This window comes from Pseudoalteromonas caenipelagi (genome assembly GCF_013140855.1).
GTDB classification, from domain to species: domain Bacteria; phylum Pseudomonadota; class Gammaproteobacteria; order Enterobacterales; family Alteromonadaceae; genus Pseudoalteromonas; species Pseudoalteromonas caenipelagi.
In genome coordinates this window covers 778,689-796,554 of the sequence record NZ_JABBPG010000002.1, presented here as the reverse complement: position 1 = coordinate 796,554, position 17,866 = coordinate 778,689, and the positions used below count along the sequence as shown (strand labels likewise).

Here is a 17,866-nt window from a genome sequence, read left to right as displayed (position 1 = left end):
GATTGGCAACTATCAAAAGTGAAGACTATGCGACTTTCAGTACACAACTGTGCAGGTCTAATTTCAGTACTATGTTTGTTATTCAGCCTCGTTGCAAACGCCACTGATAGAGCAGTTACCATGGACGATATAGAGGCATTAGAGGCTCAGCTTGCACAATTAAAAGCCAGGTTTTTAGAACAAAATAAACGTACTCTTAGCGCAAATAAAGCGCCACAAGATAAGACCGCACAGGTTATATCAGCACAACAAGACAAAGCCGCTCCTCTCGTAAATGAGACAACAAAGGTTGATGTATACGCTACCATTCGTCCTACTTTTGGACTGATAGATGAGCAAACTCACAGTAATTGGGACGTGCGAGATGCGCTATCTCATGCAGGACTCAAAGTTAGCCACGAATTTCAACCTGGTTGGTCAGCACAACTACATGGCGAGTGGGGGATTGATCTGGCCAATGAAGGGAACTTTGGGAAATCTCGACGTGCTTACACCGCTCTTTCAACCCCCTATGGCCGTTTTGGCATAGGTAAACAAAGACCAGCGCAATATCTATTCATTGCCGAATACGTTGACATATTCAACCATTCAAGCAGCCCTTTTGCATACGATCCTGAAAGCATCTTCTTCGTCGACAACCTGTTGAGTTATCGTTTTGAGACCGGACCACTCACATTTGTTGCCGTTGGACAATTTGACGGCAATCAAGGGGACAAGCAAACTGACTTGTTCAATGCAGGCGTGAGTTATGATGCACATGGGCTACATGCCGCATTGACTTACCAACAAAATGATATATTCGACAAAGATGTCAAGCTTGGCCACAACCGCATCTGGGCTAGCTCATTTGCATACCAGTTTACCAACCGATTTTATGGCGCTGTGTCCTATCAAAACAAAGACTATGCGCGCAATCAGGCGAGTTTATCCCGCAGTGGTCACACTTTTGACTTATCTTTGGCTTATCAATTCGCCGATCGCTACAAACTAAAGACCGGCATTTTTGATTTTGATGATGGCTACAATCACTTTGATACAAATAACCAAAGTTTTGACGGATATAACGTTACCCTTGAATGGCTTCCAACTAAACCTCTTCGGGTACATTTAGAATACTTAAATAAATCCTTTGATAATCAAGCTGACATGCAGTCGATTTCTGTGGGTTTTCGATATGATTACAAACAACAATGGCAATATGAATAATTGCTCACAATTAAAATGTAAAGGGCGCTGTGATTGCTTCTAACTCGATGCACTTTACCAGCGCTCATATTGTCTTGTCGCTGATATGCTGCTCGCTACCAGCAAAAGCAGAGCTATTTTTTACTGAGGACATTTGAGTTAGAGCAATATTTAAACAGCAGAGTTCATATTGGTTAATGAAAACAATTAAGTTCAAGTTGCTACAGACTTTACAGGTTGAAGAAACTCAAAAACTAAAAGCAGCTCGAGTTATTTGCTAGGGGATACTTCCTTAGCTACTTTTAAATACAGGTGCTCAAAAACAATTTAAATTAGGAAGGCTTGTGAAAATATTGTCCGTTGACGATAACCCTCAAAACAGGGCAGTTCTGGAAAAGGCACTGGGCAAGCAGCACGAAATCACCTCATCTGATGGCAGTGAGCCAATACTTGCTCTAATGGAGATGCATCAGCCGCAAGTGGTACTTATGGATATTATGCTTGGTACCGATTATACCGGTTATGACTTAGTTAAAGAGATAAGAGGGCATGGTGCATACAATGAGTGCGAAATAATATTTATTTCAGCGCTGACCTCCAGTGAAGACAAACTCAATGCTTATGGCTGTGGTGGAGACGACTACATTGCCAAACCAGTAGACTTTCAAGAACTGCGTGAAAAGTTAAGACGTGTAGAGCTGCGCATATCCGAGCGCGATGGCCTCAAAGAAATGTATGAGTTAGCCTCAAATACCGCTTTTACGTCAATGCAACAAGCGAGTGAACTTGGAGAGCTCGTTACCTTTTTTACCGACAATTTAGAAGTCACTGATTTAGGTATTCTTTTTAACAATATAAAGCTGTACTTCGCCAATGCTGGAGTTAACTGCTGTGTAGAATTTAGGGTAGCCGGTGAATACCACCAGTTTCCTAAAGCAACAATGTCTGACTTAGAACGCGAAATATTAGAACTAGGTAGAAGCGCTAAGCGCATCGTGCCTTTTGGCTCAAACCTGCTTTTTAACTCCCCTTCTTGCTCAATGCTCATCAAAGGTATTCATGTTGATGATGATGATGAAGTGATTGGGCGGCTACGCGACAACTTCGCCATTTTACTGACTATTGTCGACAGCAGAATTGACTTTATTGAAGAACAAATTGAAAAACACAATATTCGTCAAAAAGCGATCAATAACTTAAAGAGTCAACTCACCGATGACTTTGCCAGCATCAAAAACCTATGCCAGAGTCAAGATGCACAAATCAGCAAACTTGTTAACGACCTATCTCAAGCTGTGCAGTTAAAAATCATTACCCTAGGGCTTGATGAAGAGCAAGAGTCTGAGCTTATGGGGTTAGTGGATGAGACAAAAGAAGTCGTCGAAGAAACGCTAGGTTTATCATTTGTACTTGAAGACAAACTAAAAAATATCACCGAACGGCTTAAAGCAGTTGAGTAATTACAGTATGGAAGATTTTAACCTAATAAACATCAACCCAGTGGCTACTTAGCAGCCGCATTGTTTCATGAGATAGGTCGCAATCACAGTGAAAGAGATACGTAACAGTTCGGTCATTCTTGCAATAGATGATAACCCAACCAATTTAAAGTTATTAGATAGGCTTCTAAAAGCTAAAGGGTATCGACATGTTCATCTTCTAAGTGACTCCAGAAAGGCGGTGACAGCTTATTGTGATCTTAACCCAGATCTCATTTTACTAGATATTAATATGCCACATTTTAACGGTTTTGAGGTTATGGATGCGCTATTTAGCCTTGAGCAAAAATTAATGCCGCCCATTATCGTGATCTCGGCACAACAAAGCATCGAAAGTACACTGACTGCGCTACAAAAAGGCGCTCGAGACTATGTGACAAAACCTTTTGAAAAAAATGAGTTACTGATGCGCGTGCAAAATTTGCTAGATGCCCATCTCGCTCACAAAATGCTTGATAACCAAGCGCAGGTGTTGGAACAGATGGTCGAGGCTAGAACAAAAGAACTACACAGCACCCGTCTAAGTGTTGTGCAACGGTTAGGCATGGCTGCCGAATATAAAGATGAAGAAACAGGTAACCACATTTTACGCATGAGCCATATCAGTAAGTTCCTTGCACAAAAACTAGGTTGGTCTGATTACGAATGCGAGCTGATATTACATGCAAGCCCAATGCACGACATCGGTAAAATAGGCATTCCTGATTCAATACTGCTAAAGCCAGGCCCTTTAGACGCTCAGCAATGGGAAATAATGAAAACACACGCACAAATAGGCGGCGAATTGCTCGCAGGTGATTCCTCCGACCTGATGATCATGGCTCGAAATATCGCACTATGTCATCACGAAAAATGGGATGGGTCTGGTTACCCCAATGGCTTAAAGCAAGAAGCCATCCCTATCGAAGGCAGAATCGCGGCGATTGCAGATGTTTTTGATGCGTTAACCTCGGTAAGACCATACAAAAAAGCATGGAGTATAGCTGCAGCCATTGATTATATTAAAGAGCAAAGTGGTCATCATTTTGAGCCAAAACTTACTGAAATCTTTGTGCAACATATTGATGAAATCAATCACATTAAAAACAAATTTCAAGACTAGTTATATGCTGATTTACTTGCCAAACCACCGCCTCTTTAATCACGTAATTAATCAGGAGTAATGTAACTATGTATATCGAGCAAAATTTACTCCATACGTTGGTGCAATTAAAAAAACAACTCATTGCTCATGAAGCTGTTACAGCATCTTTGGTTGAAAGAGTGATCGAACTGGTGCATGAGCGATGTGACGACCAAAGAGGAAGCGGTATATATCCCGAGTCATATTTAAGTATAGAGCTTATCAACAACTTAACTGACTATGCTCAGCATCCTGATGAGCAAAATACAGAAAAGCTCAAAACCAGCATTGAAGATATTTGCTATATTCTGTCTCATAATCACACCTTTGCAAATAGCATGCGTGTCGAAATTATGGAGCAAAACGACCGCAGCACAAATGAGCACGTGATTATAATTGACAATATACCCACAGAGGGAGTCAAGCTTGCCACTATATTGGAAACCTCAGGGTATGACTGCCAAGTGCTTGATAGCATCAAAGCGCTATATGAATATCTGCATGCGCAGCAAGACTCCAGTATGTCTTTGATGATTATTTATAAGTGGAATGCCCCCCTTGAAGAGCAAACCATTCTTAGTAATATTTCTGAAATTAAAAGAATGCTGCCTCACGATGCGCTGTTGCTTTTCATGTCGAAGTTTATGAATATGCAGTTAAGATTAAAAGCGCTTAGAGCGGGTGTTGATCGCTATATTAGACTTCCAAATCACGAAGCTTATATTATCTCAATCATGAGTTCGTTATCTGATGCAACGAAAGATACCCCTTATCGTGCGCTCATAGTCGATGACAGCAAATCATTTTTGCACCTTTATGGTGAACTTTTAACAGCACAAGGATTCGAAACTTATGAGTTTTCAGACCCATTACAAGTGCTGGAACAGTTACATAATTTAGACCCCGATGTCATTATTCTTGATTATCATATGCCCTATATCATTGGTCCTGAGTTATCCATTATCTTAAGAGAGCAACCACAATTTGTAGATGTACCGATTGTATTTATTTCCTCAGACACAGACTACACAGCACAATTATATGCGCTCAGAACAGGTGCAGATGACTTCTTATTAAAACCCGTTGAGCAGGAGCATTTTTGCGGTTCAATTTTAGTCAGAGCAAGGCGTCATCGATTAAAAAAAGTGTTAAGAGAGAATCTACAAAAAGAAGTCTATGAACGAGACAAAGAGCATTTGGCAATTAACTCTCATGCCATCGTCAGCATTACCGATCACAAAGGCGACATCATTTATGCGAATGACTATTTTTGTAAAATTAGCGGCTACAGCAGAGAGGAGTTATTAGGTCACAACCACCGTATCGTAAAGTCTGACATACATGATGATGCATTTTATCAAAACTTATGGAAAACCATCAAAAGCGGCCGAGTTTGGAAAGGTGACATTTGCAATAAGCAAAAAAATGGTGGCCTTTATTGGGTAAACTCAACCATCACTCCAATGATTGGAAAAAATGGTAGACCCTACCAATACGTATCTATTAGAACAGACATCACCACCAATAAAATGCTCCAGCAGGCCCTGCAAGCAATGGTGGTGAGCACCTCCACCACAATCGGAACCGAGTTTTTTGAACAAACCACTATGGGGCTAACTATAGCAACGGGCGCCACAAGCAGTTTCATCACAGTGCCAACCGACACACCTGGTATGGTAAAAACGCTGTCGCTAGCCCACCATGGAGAGATAATCAACGATTACGAGTACCAATTGGAGCATACTCCTTGCGAAAAAATAAAACACGGTGGTATATGTTTTTATAAGGAAAACGCGTATTTAGCATTTCCTGAAGATGAGTGGCTAGTAAAACACAAGATAGAAGCATATATCGCGGTGCCTCTGGCTACTATTGGCGGTGATATACTCGGGTATATCGGCTTAATGAGCAGCAACAAGCTGAATAATTGTGACTATATCAAATCACTTTTAGCTGTATTTGCAGACCGCGTCTCATTAGAAATGGTCAGATTGGAAAATGAAGAGCGACTGATACAAGCTAAAGAAGAAGCAGATCGCGCCAATAAAGCAAAATCTGAGTTTTTATCCAATATGAGCCATGAACTTAGAACACCGTTAAATGCCATATTGGGGTTTGGTCAGTTATTAGAATCATCAGACAACCTCTGTAATGATGATGCCGAAGACGTGAAAGAAATACTAAAAGCCAGTCGCCACCTGCTAAATTTGATTAATGAAATCTTAGACTTATCAAAAGTAGAAGCCGGTAAATTTGAAGTAGAAAGCCAAATGTATGACGTATCTAAAACGCTCATAGAGTGTATCAAACTTATCAAAGCCGATTGCACCAAAAAGCAGATTTCTTTAAATGTCGAAAAAGTTCACAGTGTCTATGCTATGTGCGACCCGCTAAGGCTTAAGCAGGTGCTCCTTAACGTACTATCTAATGCTGTTAAATATAACTGTGAGCGAGGCAGCATCGTCGTAAAAACGCAACAAACGCCACACCATTGCACTATTTCGATCTCTGATACAGGAAAAGGTATTGCGGAACATGATTTAGAAAAGCTCTTTGAACCGTTTAACCGACTTGGAGCAGAGCGTTCAGAGACAGAAGGCACTGGAATAGGCCTAACTTTAACTCAAAAATTAGTGCAATTAATGCATGGTGAGCTGCTAGTTGAAAGCGAATATGGTGTAGGGAGTACTTTTACCATTCAGCTACCCAAATAAAAGCACAGCGAACATATAGAGAGCAAATATGAAGTGGCTTGAAGCTATCCCCTACCCTTATGTGATTGCCTTTTTAACAACGGCCTTACTAAGTTCATTGTTTATTGTTGTGCAAGACGCACCGGATACACAAATACTCAGTAATAATCAAACTCCCAAAAATGAACAAATACACCTACTCACACAAGAGTTAATTCAGTTCAATCAGCTTGTTGATACCACAAAAAATGATCCTAAACAGATATTCGCAATATGGAAAGCGGGTCGTGCCAACCTTGACCATAATAATCTAAGTGAATACTTTATCTATCAAAACACGCTCACTATTGCAGCATCAGATAACCAAAAGGACATTGGTAACACATTACCTAATACACTTGAGGACACCCACTTTTTATCCTCTGTAGAACACAATTCTCCCTATATACATCAAGACAAGCATCACCTATTTGGGGCCATTAGTCTGTGCGTCTCTGCCGCAGATTGCTATTATTACCTGCAGATAAGAAACCTACCTTCCGAAGTCATAACACACAGCAACTTCATCTATATCGGCAATTGGCTGCTCATAGGTTTGGCGCTGATTTTGCTAAATATTGCCTATTTGAAGTTTCGGATGCGCACACTTAAAAGCGCTCTGGCAACACACTTTGAACAACCTCCTGGTTTTTCACTTATTAGTACTCGCGATGACATTACCTTGATCACCCAATCTATTGTTAACAAAAGTGCAGCTTCAGACGCCACCCAAAGCGATGATTCTGAGCATATGGATAATCTTTCTGCTCAGCTGCAGTCTCAGTTTTCAAGACTATCAGCCATCATTAATACCGTTGTTGATGGCATTATCACCATCGATAGTGAAGGGACTGTAGAAACATTTAATCCTGCAGCCGAGCGTATGTTTGGTTATAAGGCTGACCAAGTTATAGGGCAAAACGTGAAAATGCTTATGCCCGCGCCATATCAACAAGAACATGATAGCTATATTGATAACTATCTCACAACAGGAGAGGCCAAAGTCATCGGCTCAGGTCGAGAAGTACTTGGGCAAAAAGCCGATGGCGCCTTGTTTCCCATGGCGTTATCTATTAGCGAGATGAGCGTTGATGGACAAAGAATGTTTACAGGGATCGTGAGAGATATCTCAGAGATTGCTGAACATAAATCACAGTTAAGCGACCATGTTGCGCGCATCAAAGCCATCATAGAGACAGTGATTGACGGTATTATTACCATCAACGAAAAAGGCATTATTGACAGTTTTAACCCAGCTGCAGAAAAAATATTTGGCTATAACGAACAAGAAGTGATTGGCAAAAATATCAAAATGCTGATGCCCGCCCCCTATCAACAGGAGCACGACCAATACTTAGTTAACTATATGACCAGCGGTATCAAAAAAGTCATAGGCTCAGGCCGAGAAGTGTTGGGACAAAGAAAAGATGGTTCGGTGTTTTCTATGTCTTTGGCTGTGAGCGAAATGCTTGTTGGTGACACAAAAATGTTTACTGGCATCGTTAGAGATATCACGGAGCAGAAAAAATACGAAACGGCTTTAACGCAATATCGCATTGACTTGGAAAAGCAAGTTCAGCAAAGAACCAATGAACTTGAAAGTGCCACCAAGCTAGCTCAAGCAGCCAGTATAGCCAAATCAAAATTTTTATCACGCATGAGCCATGAGCTAAGAACGCCACTTAACGCCATTATTGGTTTTACCCAGTTACTCGAAGAGGAAGATCTGAGTGAAAGCCAAATAGATAGCCTAAAAGAAATATCTACAGCTGGCAAAGACCTCACTTTGATGGTAAATGAGATTTTACAAGTGGCGTCAGTGCAAACTGGCGCTCTCTCTTTAAATATCGAAGAAGTTTTACTGAACGAGAGTCTAAAAGAGTCTATCAACCAATTATTACCAGCCGCTAATCAAAAACATATATCAATATCGTTCGATGAAACAGCGCAATATTATGTAAAAGGCGATTATTCAAAGCTAAAACAGGTCATCACAAACCTCATCGACAATGCTATTCGATATAGTGATGAAAATACTCAGATCACTATAACGCTCACACAAGACCATGATAGCGTTTGCACACATATCAAAGACACAGGAAGCGGATTGTCGAGCGAAAAGCTCGCTAATATGTTTGAACCGTTTGAACGGGGGGCTGATGAATATTCAGGACAACAAGGGATCGGTATTGGTTTAACTATCGCCAAAGAGTTTATTGAGGCCATGGACGGGAAAATTGACGTACAAAGTGCTGATGGACAAGGCACTACTGTCACCTTTATTTTACCCCTAGCTAGAATTGAAGACACTCGCCAAAGCAATCAACTCACCGTTTTATATATCGAAGACAATGTAACCAATAGAAAGCTTATGAAACGACTCATTAGCCGTTTTGACAATATTATCTATCATGAAGCCATTGATGGGGTAAGTGGTATTGAAGCGGCTAAAAAGCTCAAACCAAACTTGATCCTACTCGATATCAATTTGCCTGATATTTCAGGCTATGAAGTGTTTTCAATGCTCAAGAAATGCCAGAGCACACAGAATATTGCGGTAGTGGGCGTCTCAGCCAATGCGATGTCTACCGACCAAGATAAAGCACGCAACCTTGGCTTTAGCGATTACCTAACAAAACCAATAGAGCTTGACGTATTGACCAACCTGTTTGAATGCATATTTAAACAACAGTCTGACAATTAAAATGCTATTGAAAAATAACCATGTGCTAGAAGGGTGAAACACAACATTAATAGGAATAAATCTTACCCTGAACTGTCTGATTCGAACATAGGGCTTTAATCAAGCCTGACCGTCGAGAAAGTGCCAGACTCAGCCATTCAGGTGCAGCCTAACGTTTAAAGTCAATCATGATTACGGGCGTTCAATCTAACTCATTGGGTGTCTAGCAAACTATGGGAAGTCCATTGTTACACTCAGAAAAAGAATATCAGATTGATTATGTGAAATAGTTAAATCAGTAAAAAAGAAAGGTTAGTTAAAACGGTTAACCCCACCGAGTCTTAGCATTAGCAAGTGACGATAACACGGTCAGACCGAGAGCATGAAAGCCTGTTTAGTCGGGAAGAGTTAGCAACTCTGTTTAACGAATGAGGTATTGCTCAAGCGCAAATCATCAGGGCGATAGCGTAGATAAGCTAATAAACGCCGAATGTAGAGCTGCTGTCAGATCTTCTTGTTGTCAAAACTGCTATTGCTTGACAAAGGGGAGTCCATGTAGCCCGGTTAATGGGCAAAATTTAGTTGGCTAAAATGTTGAGGAACGAAAACAGCAAACTGTTTTTTGTCCTTGTTAAACAGCTTGTTATGAGTACTTATAGCTTGGGTGAACTTGAATCACAATATACCCAAACAATTCCAAAATCACCAAATACCTCAAAGCCATTTTCAATTGATTTTACGTATTCAAATTCACCTAAACTCGTTGAATCGGTATCAGGATCGTAAAGCATTCCTATTGATAACTCCGAAAAATCGATCGTAATAGGTGAATTATCAGAATTAAAAAAACGAACATTGATAGAATCAAACTCTTCTTCGTCGTCAAGCACGACAAACCTAAGTTCGCTTCTATCTTGAGGTGCTTCAATTTTTACTACATTGTTGCCGAATAGTCGATTCATCTATCTACTCATAACGCCGTGTTTAGCTGAATTTAAAGTGGAGCCGATTTTGGCATAAAGTGTAGCGAAGCGGAATGCCAAAATTGAGCGGAGCTTTAAATGTCAGCTAGAACACCTTGTTAGCAATTAACCGACTCTATACACTTTAATCCTGCCGTGAGCACACCCACCCTCTTTGTCATAACCAATATTAATTGCTTTTCCACTTGAGTATGCGACCAATAGTCGTGAGTAAACTTGCTGACGAATTGCATCCGGCGTTGACTCGTCTATAGCAAAATAATCTGTCTGACAAGCTGGATGTGATGAAGGTTGATTATCCAACCGGAAGTAAATTCTACCGCTGTAGGTATACGTGGCGATACTGGTCACTTTCCCTGTTATATTTGCATTGTAATCGGCATTCGCATACGACCCCAAAAGTGATAGAAACATTAATACCAAATATTTTTTCATATTTACCTCAAAAATGATTTAATTGCTAACGCCCGGTTATGGGGCGGAAAATGCTTGGCTAAAATTAGCGAAGAATGAGCACAAGCCAAGCTTTTTTGCGTCCCTTTCATTAACCGCTTGTTATACGTTTTTTAAGCCATCAAATGGGTTTATTGTTATATTAATACCAGTAAGATAACCATCTTCCCCTTTGGTAAACTCAAAAGGCTTACCTGGTATGATTGTTTGAGTCACAACCCAACCACCTTTGAAAGTCATTTCTACATCAATAATATTTGAAACACCGCTGAAGTTTAAAGTAATTTTTTCACCTACAGGTGTATTCTCAAGTGACTCTTTTAATACTTTTTCTACTTCAAATTCTCTCATGACTACCCTAAACGTATAACGCCCGGCTCAGGCGCAGACAACCAGAGCGGGATTTGTGCCGAAATCGGCGCTCGCGCCATTGGCACAGATGGCGCGACGGTTGGCTGTCGCTTGGAGCCGTTTGTTATGTGCTGGTGTCTTCTATACAGCTTGTTTTTACTCAACCCTAAGCAAAAAATTAGTGGATTACACTAGAAAAGTTCACTTCACCAATCTGCAACTCAGTTATCTTAGCGGTGCTTGAACCTGGTTCACAAGTTATTGCAACACTAACTTTCCTGTCGGCCGCTTGTGCTGCTAACAGCATAGAGACAATCCGCCCTTTCTCATCCACGAGCTTATATATCCCATTCTCATCTGAAGTTTTACAGCCAGCGTGAACGCTAGAAGTAGACAGTTTTATATGGTGGACAGTTGAGGATGGATACGCCCTAATCGCAAGAACCTTAGAAAATGGGGTCCACTCAGCCATGGCATTAAAACTAATCATAAAAACGAATAGAAACGGTATAGATTTCAAAACTACCTCGCAATGTATTCTAATAATTACAACTGGATAACCAAATAATCAACCAGTTACTTGCTGCCTGTACAGAACTCACAAAGCTACTACACATAACGCCGCGCTCTGCGGCAAATTTGGAGCGCAGCGGAAAATTTGTCCGCCAGCAGCGCCTTGTTAACCCTGCGCTGAAAACGACTCATGGTAAGTAACCGTACCTTTCGGATGAGTACCTTGAAGTAAAAGGGCCTGAAAGTATTCAGGGGGAACATCTGGGAGTACTAGGCCTTCTATCGGTTTAAAGCCAAATCGGTGATAGTAATGAGGGTCGCCAAGTAAAACACAGCCATTTGCTTTTAGGTTTTTCAATTCTGAAAGAGCTGCATGCATTAATTTAGAACCTATGCCCTTACCTTGCTCACTTGGGGTCACGGAGATTGGTCCCAAGCCATACCAATCATTTGAACCATCCGAGATCGTAACTGGTGACAAGGCCACATGCCCAATAATTTGAGTCGAATCCTCTGCAACAAGTGAAATCGTTAACGCACCTGAATCCCGCAGAGCCTTCACAATAAATTGTTCAGTGTGGTCTGTATGTGGTGCGTTGAGAAACGCAGCGACAGTGATCTCATGAATGCTTTGAATGTCGCTAGGTTTTTCTAGCCGAATGTTGATGCTCAACGAAATATCTCCAAGTAGGGTTAACGCCTCAATATGGGGCGCACAAATGCTTGGCTAAAATTAGCGACGAAGTAGCGCAAGCCAAGCGTTTTGCGTCCTTGCCATAATTGACTTGTTATATTGCAGCTACGCCATAATAGATCATGATTATTGTCATAGACGTTACTACTAATGGTGAATATAAATATACCAACCATTTACGCAAAGCTGAAACCTGACCAATGCGATAAATTTTATAGCTTTTAATTGAGTAATTAATAACTGCAACAACACAAGCTAGAAAGCTAATTGCAGCTAAACCCGACCAAATATTCGGAATAGCGAAAGAAAGCATAATAAGCCAGAAGATATAGGCAAAATAGATCACTTAACTAGATTCCTTTCACAAAATTTCAACTGCAATATAACAGTGTATTAGCGTGAATTCGCGTTAATGTTCTACCCATTAGCCCTACAACACACCAATTAACAAATTTAATTGCGCTAAATATTAGCATGTTAGCCGCCATTTTGTCCTCAAAAAGTAACAACGCTCACAGAGCAAAACGAGAATCTACTTAAACGAGAATGAGTCAACTTATCTAAAATGGTTAAGCCTTTTTATAATCAAATGGTTAGGTATATTTTTAGGTCTACAGGTGAACAATTTGAACAATAATTAACGGGGTCTCTACTTGCAAAGTTTGATGCCTTAAATTATACCTGTATAAAACCACAGTAAATGGATTTGCTATGAACAAGGCATCTTTTTTAGAATCTGTACGCGTAGAGCTTAGCAAATTCGAGTGACTGTCTTTTACGGATACTCTTACATGTTACCCAAGCCAGTTTGCTGGTTGAACAAAATTGGCTTGTTATACGTGTTCACAATTTTCCTTGTACTTTTCTTCGATAATAAACGCCTTGCATTATAAATACTATGAAGCCAAACAATGCAAAAATTGAATTGAAGTAGATATTTGTGTCAGGAACGAGCAAAAACATAAAACAAAAAGGAGCGAAAACGAAAGATCTCGTTGATTTTTCTTTGTCACTTAACAAAGTTCACCTTTTCAATTCAACTCTCCCTTAAAGACACATATAACGAATAATATGGACTCCCCACTCGGCATCAATGTGCCATAGTGAAGTTGATAAAAAGCTTCAATTGAGGAGAGTCCGTATGTCATTAATTAAAGCCATTGGCATCGATTTAGCCAAACCTATCTTTAGTATCCACGGTGTTGATACTCATAACAAGTGTAAATCACGTAAAACCATCAAGCGAAACAAACTCTTAGCTGAAATTGCAAAATTACCGCCTTGCATTAATCTAAACTGACAGTCGCCGATTGAAAAACGGGTAACTGCCAGATCAATTCTGAGCTAGTACAAATTAAACTAGTTCTGCTGCATTGAGAAGCGACTCTTCATGAGTCATTTTACCTTCATTTGCCTTCGCAGAGCTTGAAGTCACAATAAATAGAAGTGATATCGTCATTAAAGTGAATAAATTTTTTAATAAGTTTCCTTTGCATAAAATCGACTGTTTGGCAGCGACCAACCTTGTATTGCCGCGACTTAAAATTTGGTGGTATTAAAGCTGACTTGTGTTTTTAGAGAACTTGCTAAAGGCTAGCTCTATTTGCTGTTGAGAGTCTGCATTTTCATTAATAAGCGTTTGCATAAACCCTTTTTTAGTGAATGAACTTGGCTGCTCTAGTTGTTTAAACAACATCTCCTTGAGTTGTGCTTTTCCAACAAGCTCCTCTAACGCTTGTATCAATAAAATAGAATCTAGCGTGATTAATTGCTCTTCAACATGCGCTGTGCGCTTTGAGTGCTGTACCATGTTAAGCGTCTGCAATTTTAGCTGCTTCATTGTATGACCAACGACTTCTTTTCTAGCATCGAGACCAAATTGCTGTTCAACTGTGCTCAATAAAACATGCCCTTGAAGGAACTTTGTTAGCATATCGGGCAACTCCAATTGATTGCTCCAAAGCAGTTGTTTGACAAACGAAGGCACTAAGTAGCGATAGACTAAGTGTAACTTGTCATTGTTAACGGATAGGTGTCGAACAAGGCTATCAAAGTCATATAAAGCCACTTCAGGTACATCTCGAATTTTTTCATGTATGCGTGGACTTGCAATAATATGCATGGGTGACAACAGCGCCATACCAAGCTCTTTGGTTATGCGCTTTGATAACTCAGAAATGACCGTTAACACTTGCTCTGAATCCTCATAGTGTGATGGAAGATAAAGCGCCACATTGGCGTTGATGGTTCCATCTATTTCAGAGGCTTTTGGTATACTCGACCAAATAAAATTGACTCCCTTGTTTGACGTTGACTCAAATAGGAAATAATTACGATTATTTTGTTGCCAAGCTTTCTTTTTCCCTTGGCTGATCACCACATGGCTTGCATCTGTACTGATCACCGATGAATAACTCAAGTGTCTTTGTGGGTTAAATAAAGTCGACGCTTCCCCTAGTGAATAGCGTTTTCGGGCTGATTTATCTTGCAGTTCAAAATGCGCTTGATATCCCACATGTGGTAAAAAGCGTTCAGTTAAAATATTTGTAAAACTAGGCTCAACCACTAAATTTGTGCTAACAGGCCATAGGCTAGGCTGTTGATAGTCAACAGTCATATTAACGTCGAGACTTTCACCAGGCGCTAAAGGTTTACTCAAATCCAAAATGGCCTGTTGTCCATAGTCATCTTCTAAGATAGTAAATTGGGCATTTTGTTGCACTTGCCATGACTTATAGCTGCCGTAACGACCAATCAAAACTTGTTCAATGTTAGAGTTTGATTGATTTACTAACGTATAAGCGGCGGTAATATTTACCGAACCGATAGCCGGGTAAATATCAACTTCAGAGCCTATATGTACGAGTTCTGGTTGTGGCTGTTGAGCCCAATTTCGATACGTTTTCTCATAATAAACTTGCCAGTCTTGTTGCTGAGCGACATAGGTTAACGGCTTTTCCGAGGTCAACGTTTGATGAATACAAAAAGCGTAAAACGCACTGATCACAATCAAAACATAAGCGCTTTTGAATCGACTTTTAGGCTGTTGATTAACCAGTCCTGTGCCTCTGTGGCTTCGAATAATGGCAAAAGAATATAAACAAGCAATGACCATAAGCCAAAATGCAACAAAAGAGAGCAAAACAAAAGTACTGCCTCCAAATCCCCAAAAGTGTGTGGCTTCTTGCATAGGCGAGCCAGCTATGTTCCACAACAAATGAGTCAACCCTAAGCTCGAGGTGATGGGCGTAAATTTAACGATCAATATCGCCAGGATAATGGCTCCGGCTTTAACCGGCGAAGTGACTAAATGATGAATTAAGACAAACATGACAGATAATAACAGTAATGGAATGCTCGCCACCGCAAATTGGCTAACATATTGACTTAATTCGATCTCGGTATTGAATAGTAACTCAGCACTCAAAGACGCCATTGCGGCGTTGAGGATTAAGACTCCTACCAATACACATAGGCTGGTCATTTGCGCCAATAATCTCAAGCTATTGCTTGTTGGCATAGTGGCGATGATCTCATCAAAACCCCGTTTTTTCTCATTCCAACAAATCAAACAACTCCACATCGCTACCGTGATTGAGCCAAATGCCAATAAAACATCCGAAGCAATGAAATTTATCGCATCCAAACTTGAAGATTTATAGGCGCCAACTTGCATTGTGCTATGCAACCCTGTCATGACTTCATTGGTGGCGATCCCAGCCCATAACAGCAGAATGATTTGATTAACTCTATTTCTTAAAATATGACTTAACGAGCTCAAAACCATTGCGGTAAATGGTGTACTCGCGTTAAAAAGTGTCACTGCGACTTTTTTAGACGACGAGGTTTTCTTCTTTTTCTTAGCACCGGTTGACTGTATTTGAACCTTTAACGTTATCACCACGATAACAATGCTGAGGCCTATCAGCATGAGACGGTTTATAACCATAGTGCCGTTGAGTAACTCTGTAGCACCGTTATGAAGTAAAGGTGTTGTGCCAAAGGGGTCAAACCAAATCATCACCTCATAGAGTGCTTGGCTTACCACCGCGCTGCCAGATAAAAAAGGAAAACCTAAGGCGCTCCCCAACACCATGTAACCCACCGCCAATAAAGCCGTAAAAGCATAAGCAGTAAAAGTGCTGCTGGAGTATATGGCAACTAAAATGACAATCGACGATAAGGCAATTAAATTTGGTAGGACTAAACCAAACAAACCAAACACAATAACCTCGATTGCCTCACTCCCTGCAAAATGTTGAATGCTGATCAACAACACACTGATCATAAAGGGAATAAATACGCAGCTAATATGCACCACAAAACGGAGACAAGAGTGTTTCGACTTTTTCAGTGGGGTCGCCTCAATCAACTCATGCATATTTGAGTTAACATCACGAAGGAACAATGTCACCACAGAGATCACCACCATAATTGGCAAAATTAACATCTGGATCAGTGACAAAACCTGCAAGGCATCCTGTTGAGAAGCCCCAGCTTCAAGTGCTCCCAAACCTAAAATAGAACAGGCTATTGTGGATATGAGCAGCATAATAACGAGTAGAGGTTGGCTAAATGCGTATTTAAATTCATTGCGTAACAACATCTTCATGCTCCTTTTTATTTAATTCCCAAAAGTAACGATCTTGCAGTGTAGCCTCGGTTAACTGAGCACTTGGCGTAGGCTGTGCCTCACTCAAAATACGCCATGCCGGTATCCCAAACCGATAGTTTTTACTCAATACGGTGACCTCACCTGCTAAGATAGGCGCATGATCACTTTGCCAAACTCGTCCTTCAAGAGGAGCAATTAAGGTTTGAACATCCGCGCTTTCAACAATCTCTCCTTTAATTAAAAGCGCTACGTGGTGGCATAGGTTTTCAATATCTTCAACGATGTGAGTTGAAAGGATGACCAGTCTGTCTTGACTGATACTTACTAACACATCATGTAAACGTTCCCGCTCCGCAGGATCTAATCCTGAGGTCGGCTCATCCATGATTAAAAAGCTTGGGTTACCTAACAAGGTTTGAGCTATGCCAAAACGTTGTTTCATACCGCCAGAAAAAGACGCGACTGCTTTATTCTCAACGTACTTTAAATTTGTCAACGTGAGCAATTCCTCAATTTGAGGTTCAAACTCCGCGCGGTTGAGCCCTTTTAGAACTGCAATGTGCTCCAACAACTTTTTGCATGACATATGCGGATAGACGCCAAAATACTGTGGCAGATAACCCAGTGTTTGGCGCAATTCATGTGGTGATGTTAGACAATTAATGTTATTAAAATGGTAACTGCCACTATCTGGTGATTGAAGGCAAGCGAGCGTTCTCATCAAAGAGGATTTACCCGCTCCGTTTGGTCCAAGTAAACCAACCATACCGGTTGATAATTCTAACGAAATGTCTTTTAAAGCATGCGTTCCATCAGCATATTTTTTATCAATATTATTAATTTTCAGCATGTGCACTCCAAGGTGAGTTGATTTGGGAGTGACTTTAGCGAGGTTTAAATTTAATCGCTAAGACCGAATGATGTCTGTGTCTGTTAACGTGATAAGTTGAGTAAAACGCGTTTTATCATTTAAATCGTGGGTTTTGTCATTTTTTGCAAGTAAAGTGAAATAAACTCGTATTTACTGTTGTCGAT

Annotated in this window: 12 protein-coding genes and 1 pseudogene; 6 read left to right on the top strand and 7 right to left on the bottom strand. The window is 40.5% G+C overall.

Annotated features, from left to right (window positions below; genetic code table 11):
* Window positions 1-27: 27 nt before the first annotated feature.
* From HG263_RS08125 to HG263_RS08105, 5 genes are all read left to right on the top strand, one after another.
* Window positions 28-1,206: a porin gene (locus tag HG263_RS08125; protein WP_171625567.1), complete on the top strand. Its 1,179-nt coding sequence runs from the start codon at window positions 28-30 to the stop codon at window positions 1,204-1,206.
* 323 nt (window positions 1,207-1,529) lie between these two features.
* Window positions 1,530-2,645 (top strand): response regulator transcription factor, encoded by a 1,116-nt coding sequence (locus HG263_RS08120; RefSeq protein ID WP_343043964.1) that lies wholly within the window; start codon window positions 1,530-1,532, stop codon window positions 2,643-2,645.
* Between the two features lie 88 nt (window positions 2,646-2,733).
* Entirely contained in the window at window positions 2,734-3,786 is a 1,053-nt protein-coding gene (locus HG263_RS22685) for an HD domain-containing phosphohydrolase (RefSeq protein WP_343043963.1), read from the top strand.
* Window positions 3,787-3,854: 68 nt separating this feature from the next.
* The gene (locus tag HG263_RS08110) at window positions 3,855-6,521 is read left to right on the top strand and encodes an ATP-binding protein (protein ID WP_171625566.1); all 2,667 of its coding nucleotides are present in this window, start codon (window positions 3,855-3,857) and stop codon (window positions 6,519-6,521) included.
* 28 nt (window positions 6,522-6,549) lie between these two features.
* Window positions 6,550-9,243 (top strand): hybrid sensor histidine kinase/response regulator, encoded by a 2,694-nt coding sequence (locus HG263_RS08105; protein WP_171625565.1) that lies wholly within the window; start codon window positions 6,550-6,552, stop codon window positions 9,241-9,243.
* Between the two features lie 632 nt (window positions 9,244-9,875).
* Here HG263_RS08105 and HG263_RS08100 read toward each other — a convergent pair.
* The 5 genes from HG263_RS08100 to HG263_RS08080 all read right to left on the bottom strand — a co-directional run bounded on the left by HG263_RS08100 (window position 9,876) and on the right by HG263_RS08080 (window position 12,195).
* Complete coding sequence (locus HG263_RS08100) at window positions 9,876-10,184, bottom strand: hypothetical protein (RefSeq protein ID WP_171625564.1); 309 nt, start codon at window positions 10,182-10,184, stop codon at window positions 9,876-9,878.
* Between the two features lie 126 nt (window positions 10,185-10,310).
* Window positions 10,311-10,640, bottom strand: coding sequence for a hypothetical protein (locus tag HG263_RS08095; RefSeq protein ID WP_171625563.1), 330 nt, complete (start codon window positions 10,638-10,640; stop codon window positions 10,311-10,313).
* A 120-nt stretch (window positions 10,641-10,760) separates the two neighbouring features.
* Window positions 10,761-11,009 carry a hypothetical protein gene (locus tag HG263_RS08090; RefSeq protein WP_171625562.1) on the bottom strand — a complete coding sequence of 83 codons (249 nt, stop codon included), beginning with the start codon at window positions 11,007-11,009 and terminating at the stop codon, window positions 10,761-10,763.
* Window positions 11,010-11,187: 178 nt separating this feature from the next.
* Complete coding sequence (locus HG263_RS08085) at window positions 11,188-11,481, bottom strand: hypothetical protein (protein WP_171625561.1); 294 nt, start codon at window positions 11,479-11,481, stop codon at window positions 11,188-11,190.
* A gap of 207 nt (window positions 11,482-11,688) precedes the next feature.
* A complete protein-coding gene (locus HG263_RS08080) occupies window positions 11,689-12,195 on the bottom strand; it encodes a GNAT family N-acetyltransferase (protein WP_171625560.1) in 507 nt (168 codons plus the stop codon).
* Between the two features lie 1,162 nt (window positions 12,196-13,357).
* Here HG263_RS08080 and HG263_RS08075 point away from each other — a divergent pair.
* Window positions 13,358-13,504 (top strand): annotated as a pseudogene (locus tag HG263_RS08075) (IS110 family transposase); the annotation flags it as partial.
* A gap of 267 nt (window positions 13,505-13,771) precedes the next feature.
* Here HG263_RS08075 and HG263_RS08070 read toward each other — a convergent pair.
* A complete protein-coding gene (locus HG263_RS08070) occupies window positions 13,772-16,822 on the bottom strand; it encodes a hypothetical protein (RefSeq protein WP_171625559.1) in 3,051 nt (1,016 codons plus the stop codon).
* Window positions 16,806-17,681, bottom strand: a complete 876-nt coding sequence (locus tag HG263_RS08065) for an ATP-binding cassette domain-containing protein (RefSeq protein ID WP_171625558.1) — start codon at window positions 17,679-17,681, stop codon at window positions 16,806-16,808. Before HG263_RS08065 ends, HG263_RS08070 begins: the two co-directional genes overlap by 17 nt.
* Window positions 17,682-17,866 lie beyond the last annotated feature (185 nt).

Bases quoted from the DNA above. Each gene is read 5' to 3' on its own strand.
- HG263_RS08125 (WP_171625567.1), top strand. From the start codon at position 28: ATGCGACTTTCAGTACACAACTGTGCAGGTCTAATTTCAGTACTATGT.
- HG263_RS08110 (WP_171625566.1), top strand. From the start codon at position 3,855: ATGTATATCGAGCAAAATTTACTCCATACGTTGGTGCAATTAAAAAAA.
- HG263_RS08105 (WP_171625565.1), top strand. From the start codon at position 6,550: ATGAAGTGGCTTGAAGCTATCCCCTACCCTTATGTGATTGCCTTTTTA.
- HG263_RS08100 (WP_171625564.1), bottom strand. From the start codon at position 10,184: ATGAATCGACTATTCGGCAACAATGTAGTAAAAATTGAAGCACCTCAA.
- HG263_RS08095 (WP_171625563.1), bottom strand. From the start codon at position 10,640: ATGAAAAAATATTTGGTATTAATGTTTCTATCACTTTTGGGGTCGTAT.
- HG263_RS08090 (WP_171625562.1), bottom strand. From the start codon at position 11,009: ATGAGAGAATTTGAAGTAGAAAAAGTATTAAAAGAGTCACTTGAGAAT.
- HG263_RS08085 (WP_171625561.1), bottom strand. From the start codon at position 11,481: ATGGCTGAGTGGACCCCATTTTCTAAGGTTCTTGCGATTAGGGCGTAT.
- HG263_RS08070 (WP_171625559.1), bottom strand. From the start codon at position 16,822: ATGTTGTTACGCAATGAATTTAAATACGCATTTAGCCAACCTCTACTC.
- HG263_RS08065 (WP_171625558.1), bottom strand. From the start codon at position 17,681: ATGCTGAAAATTAATAATATTGATAAAAAATATGCTGATGGAACGCAT.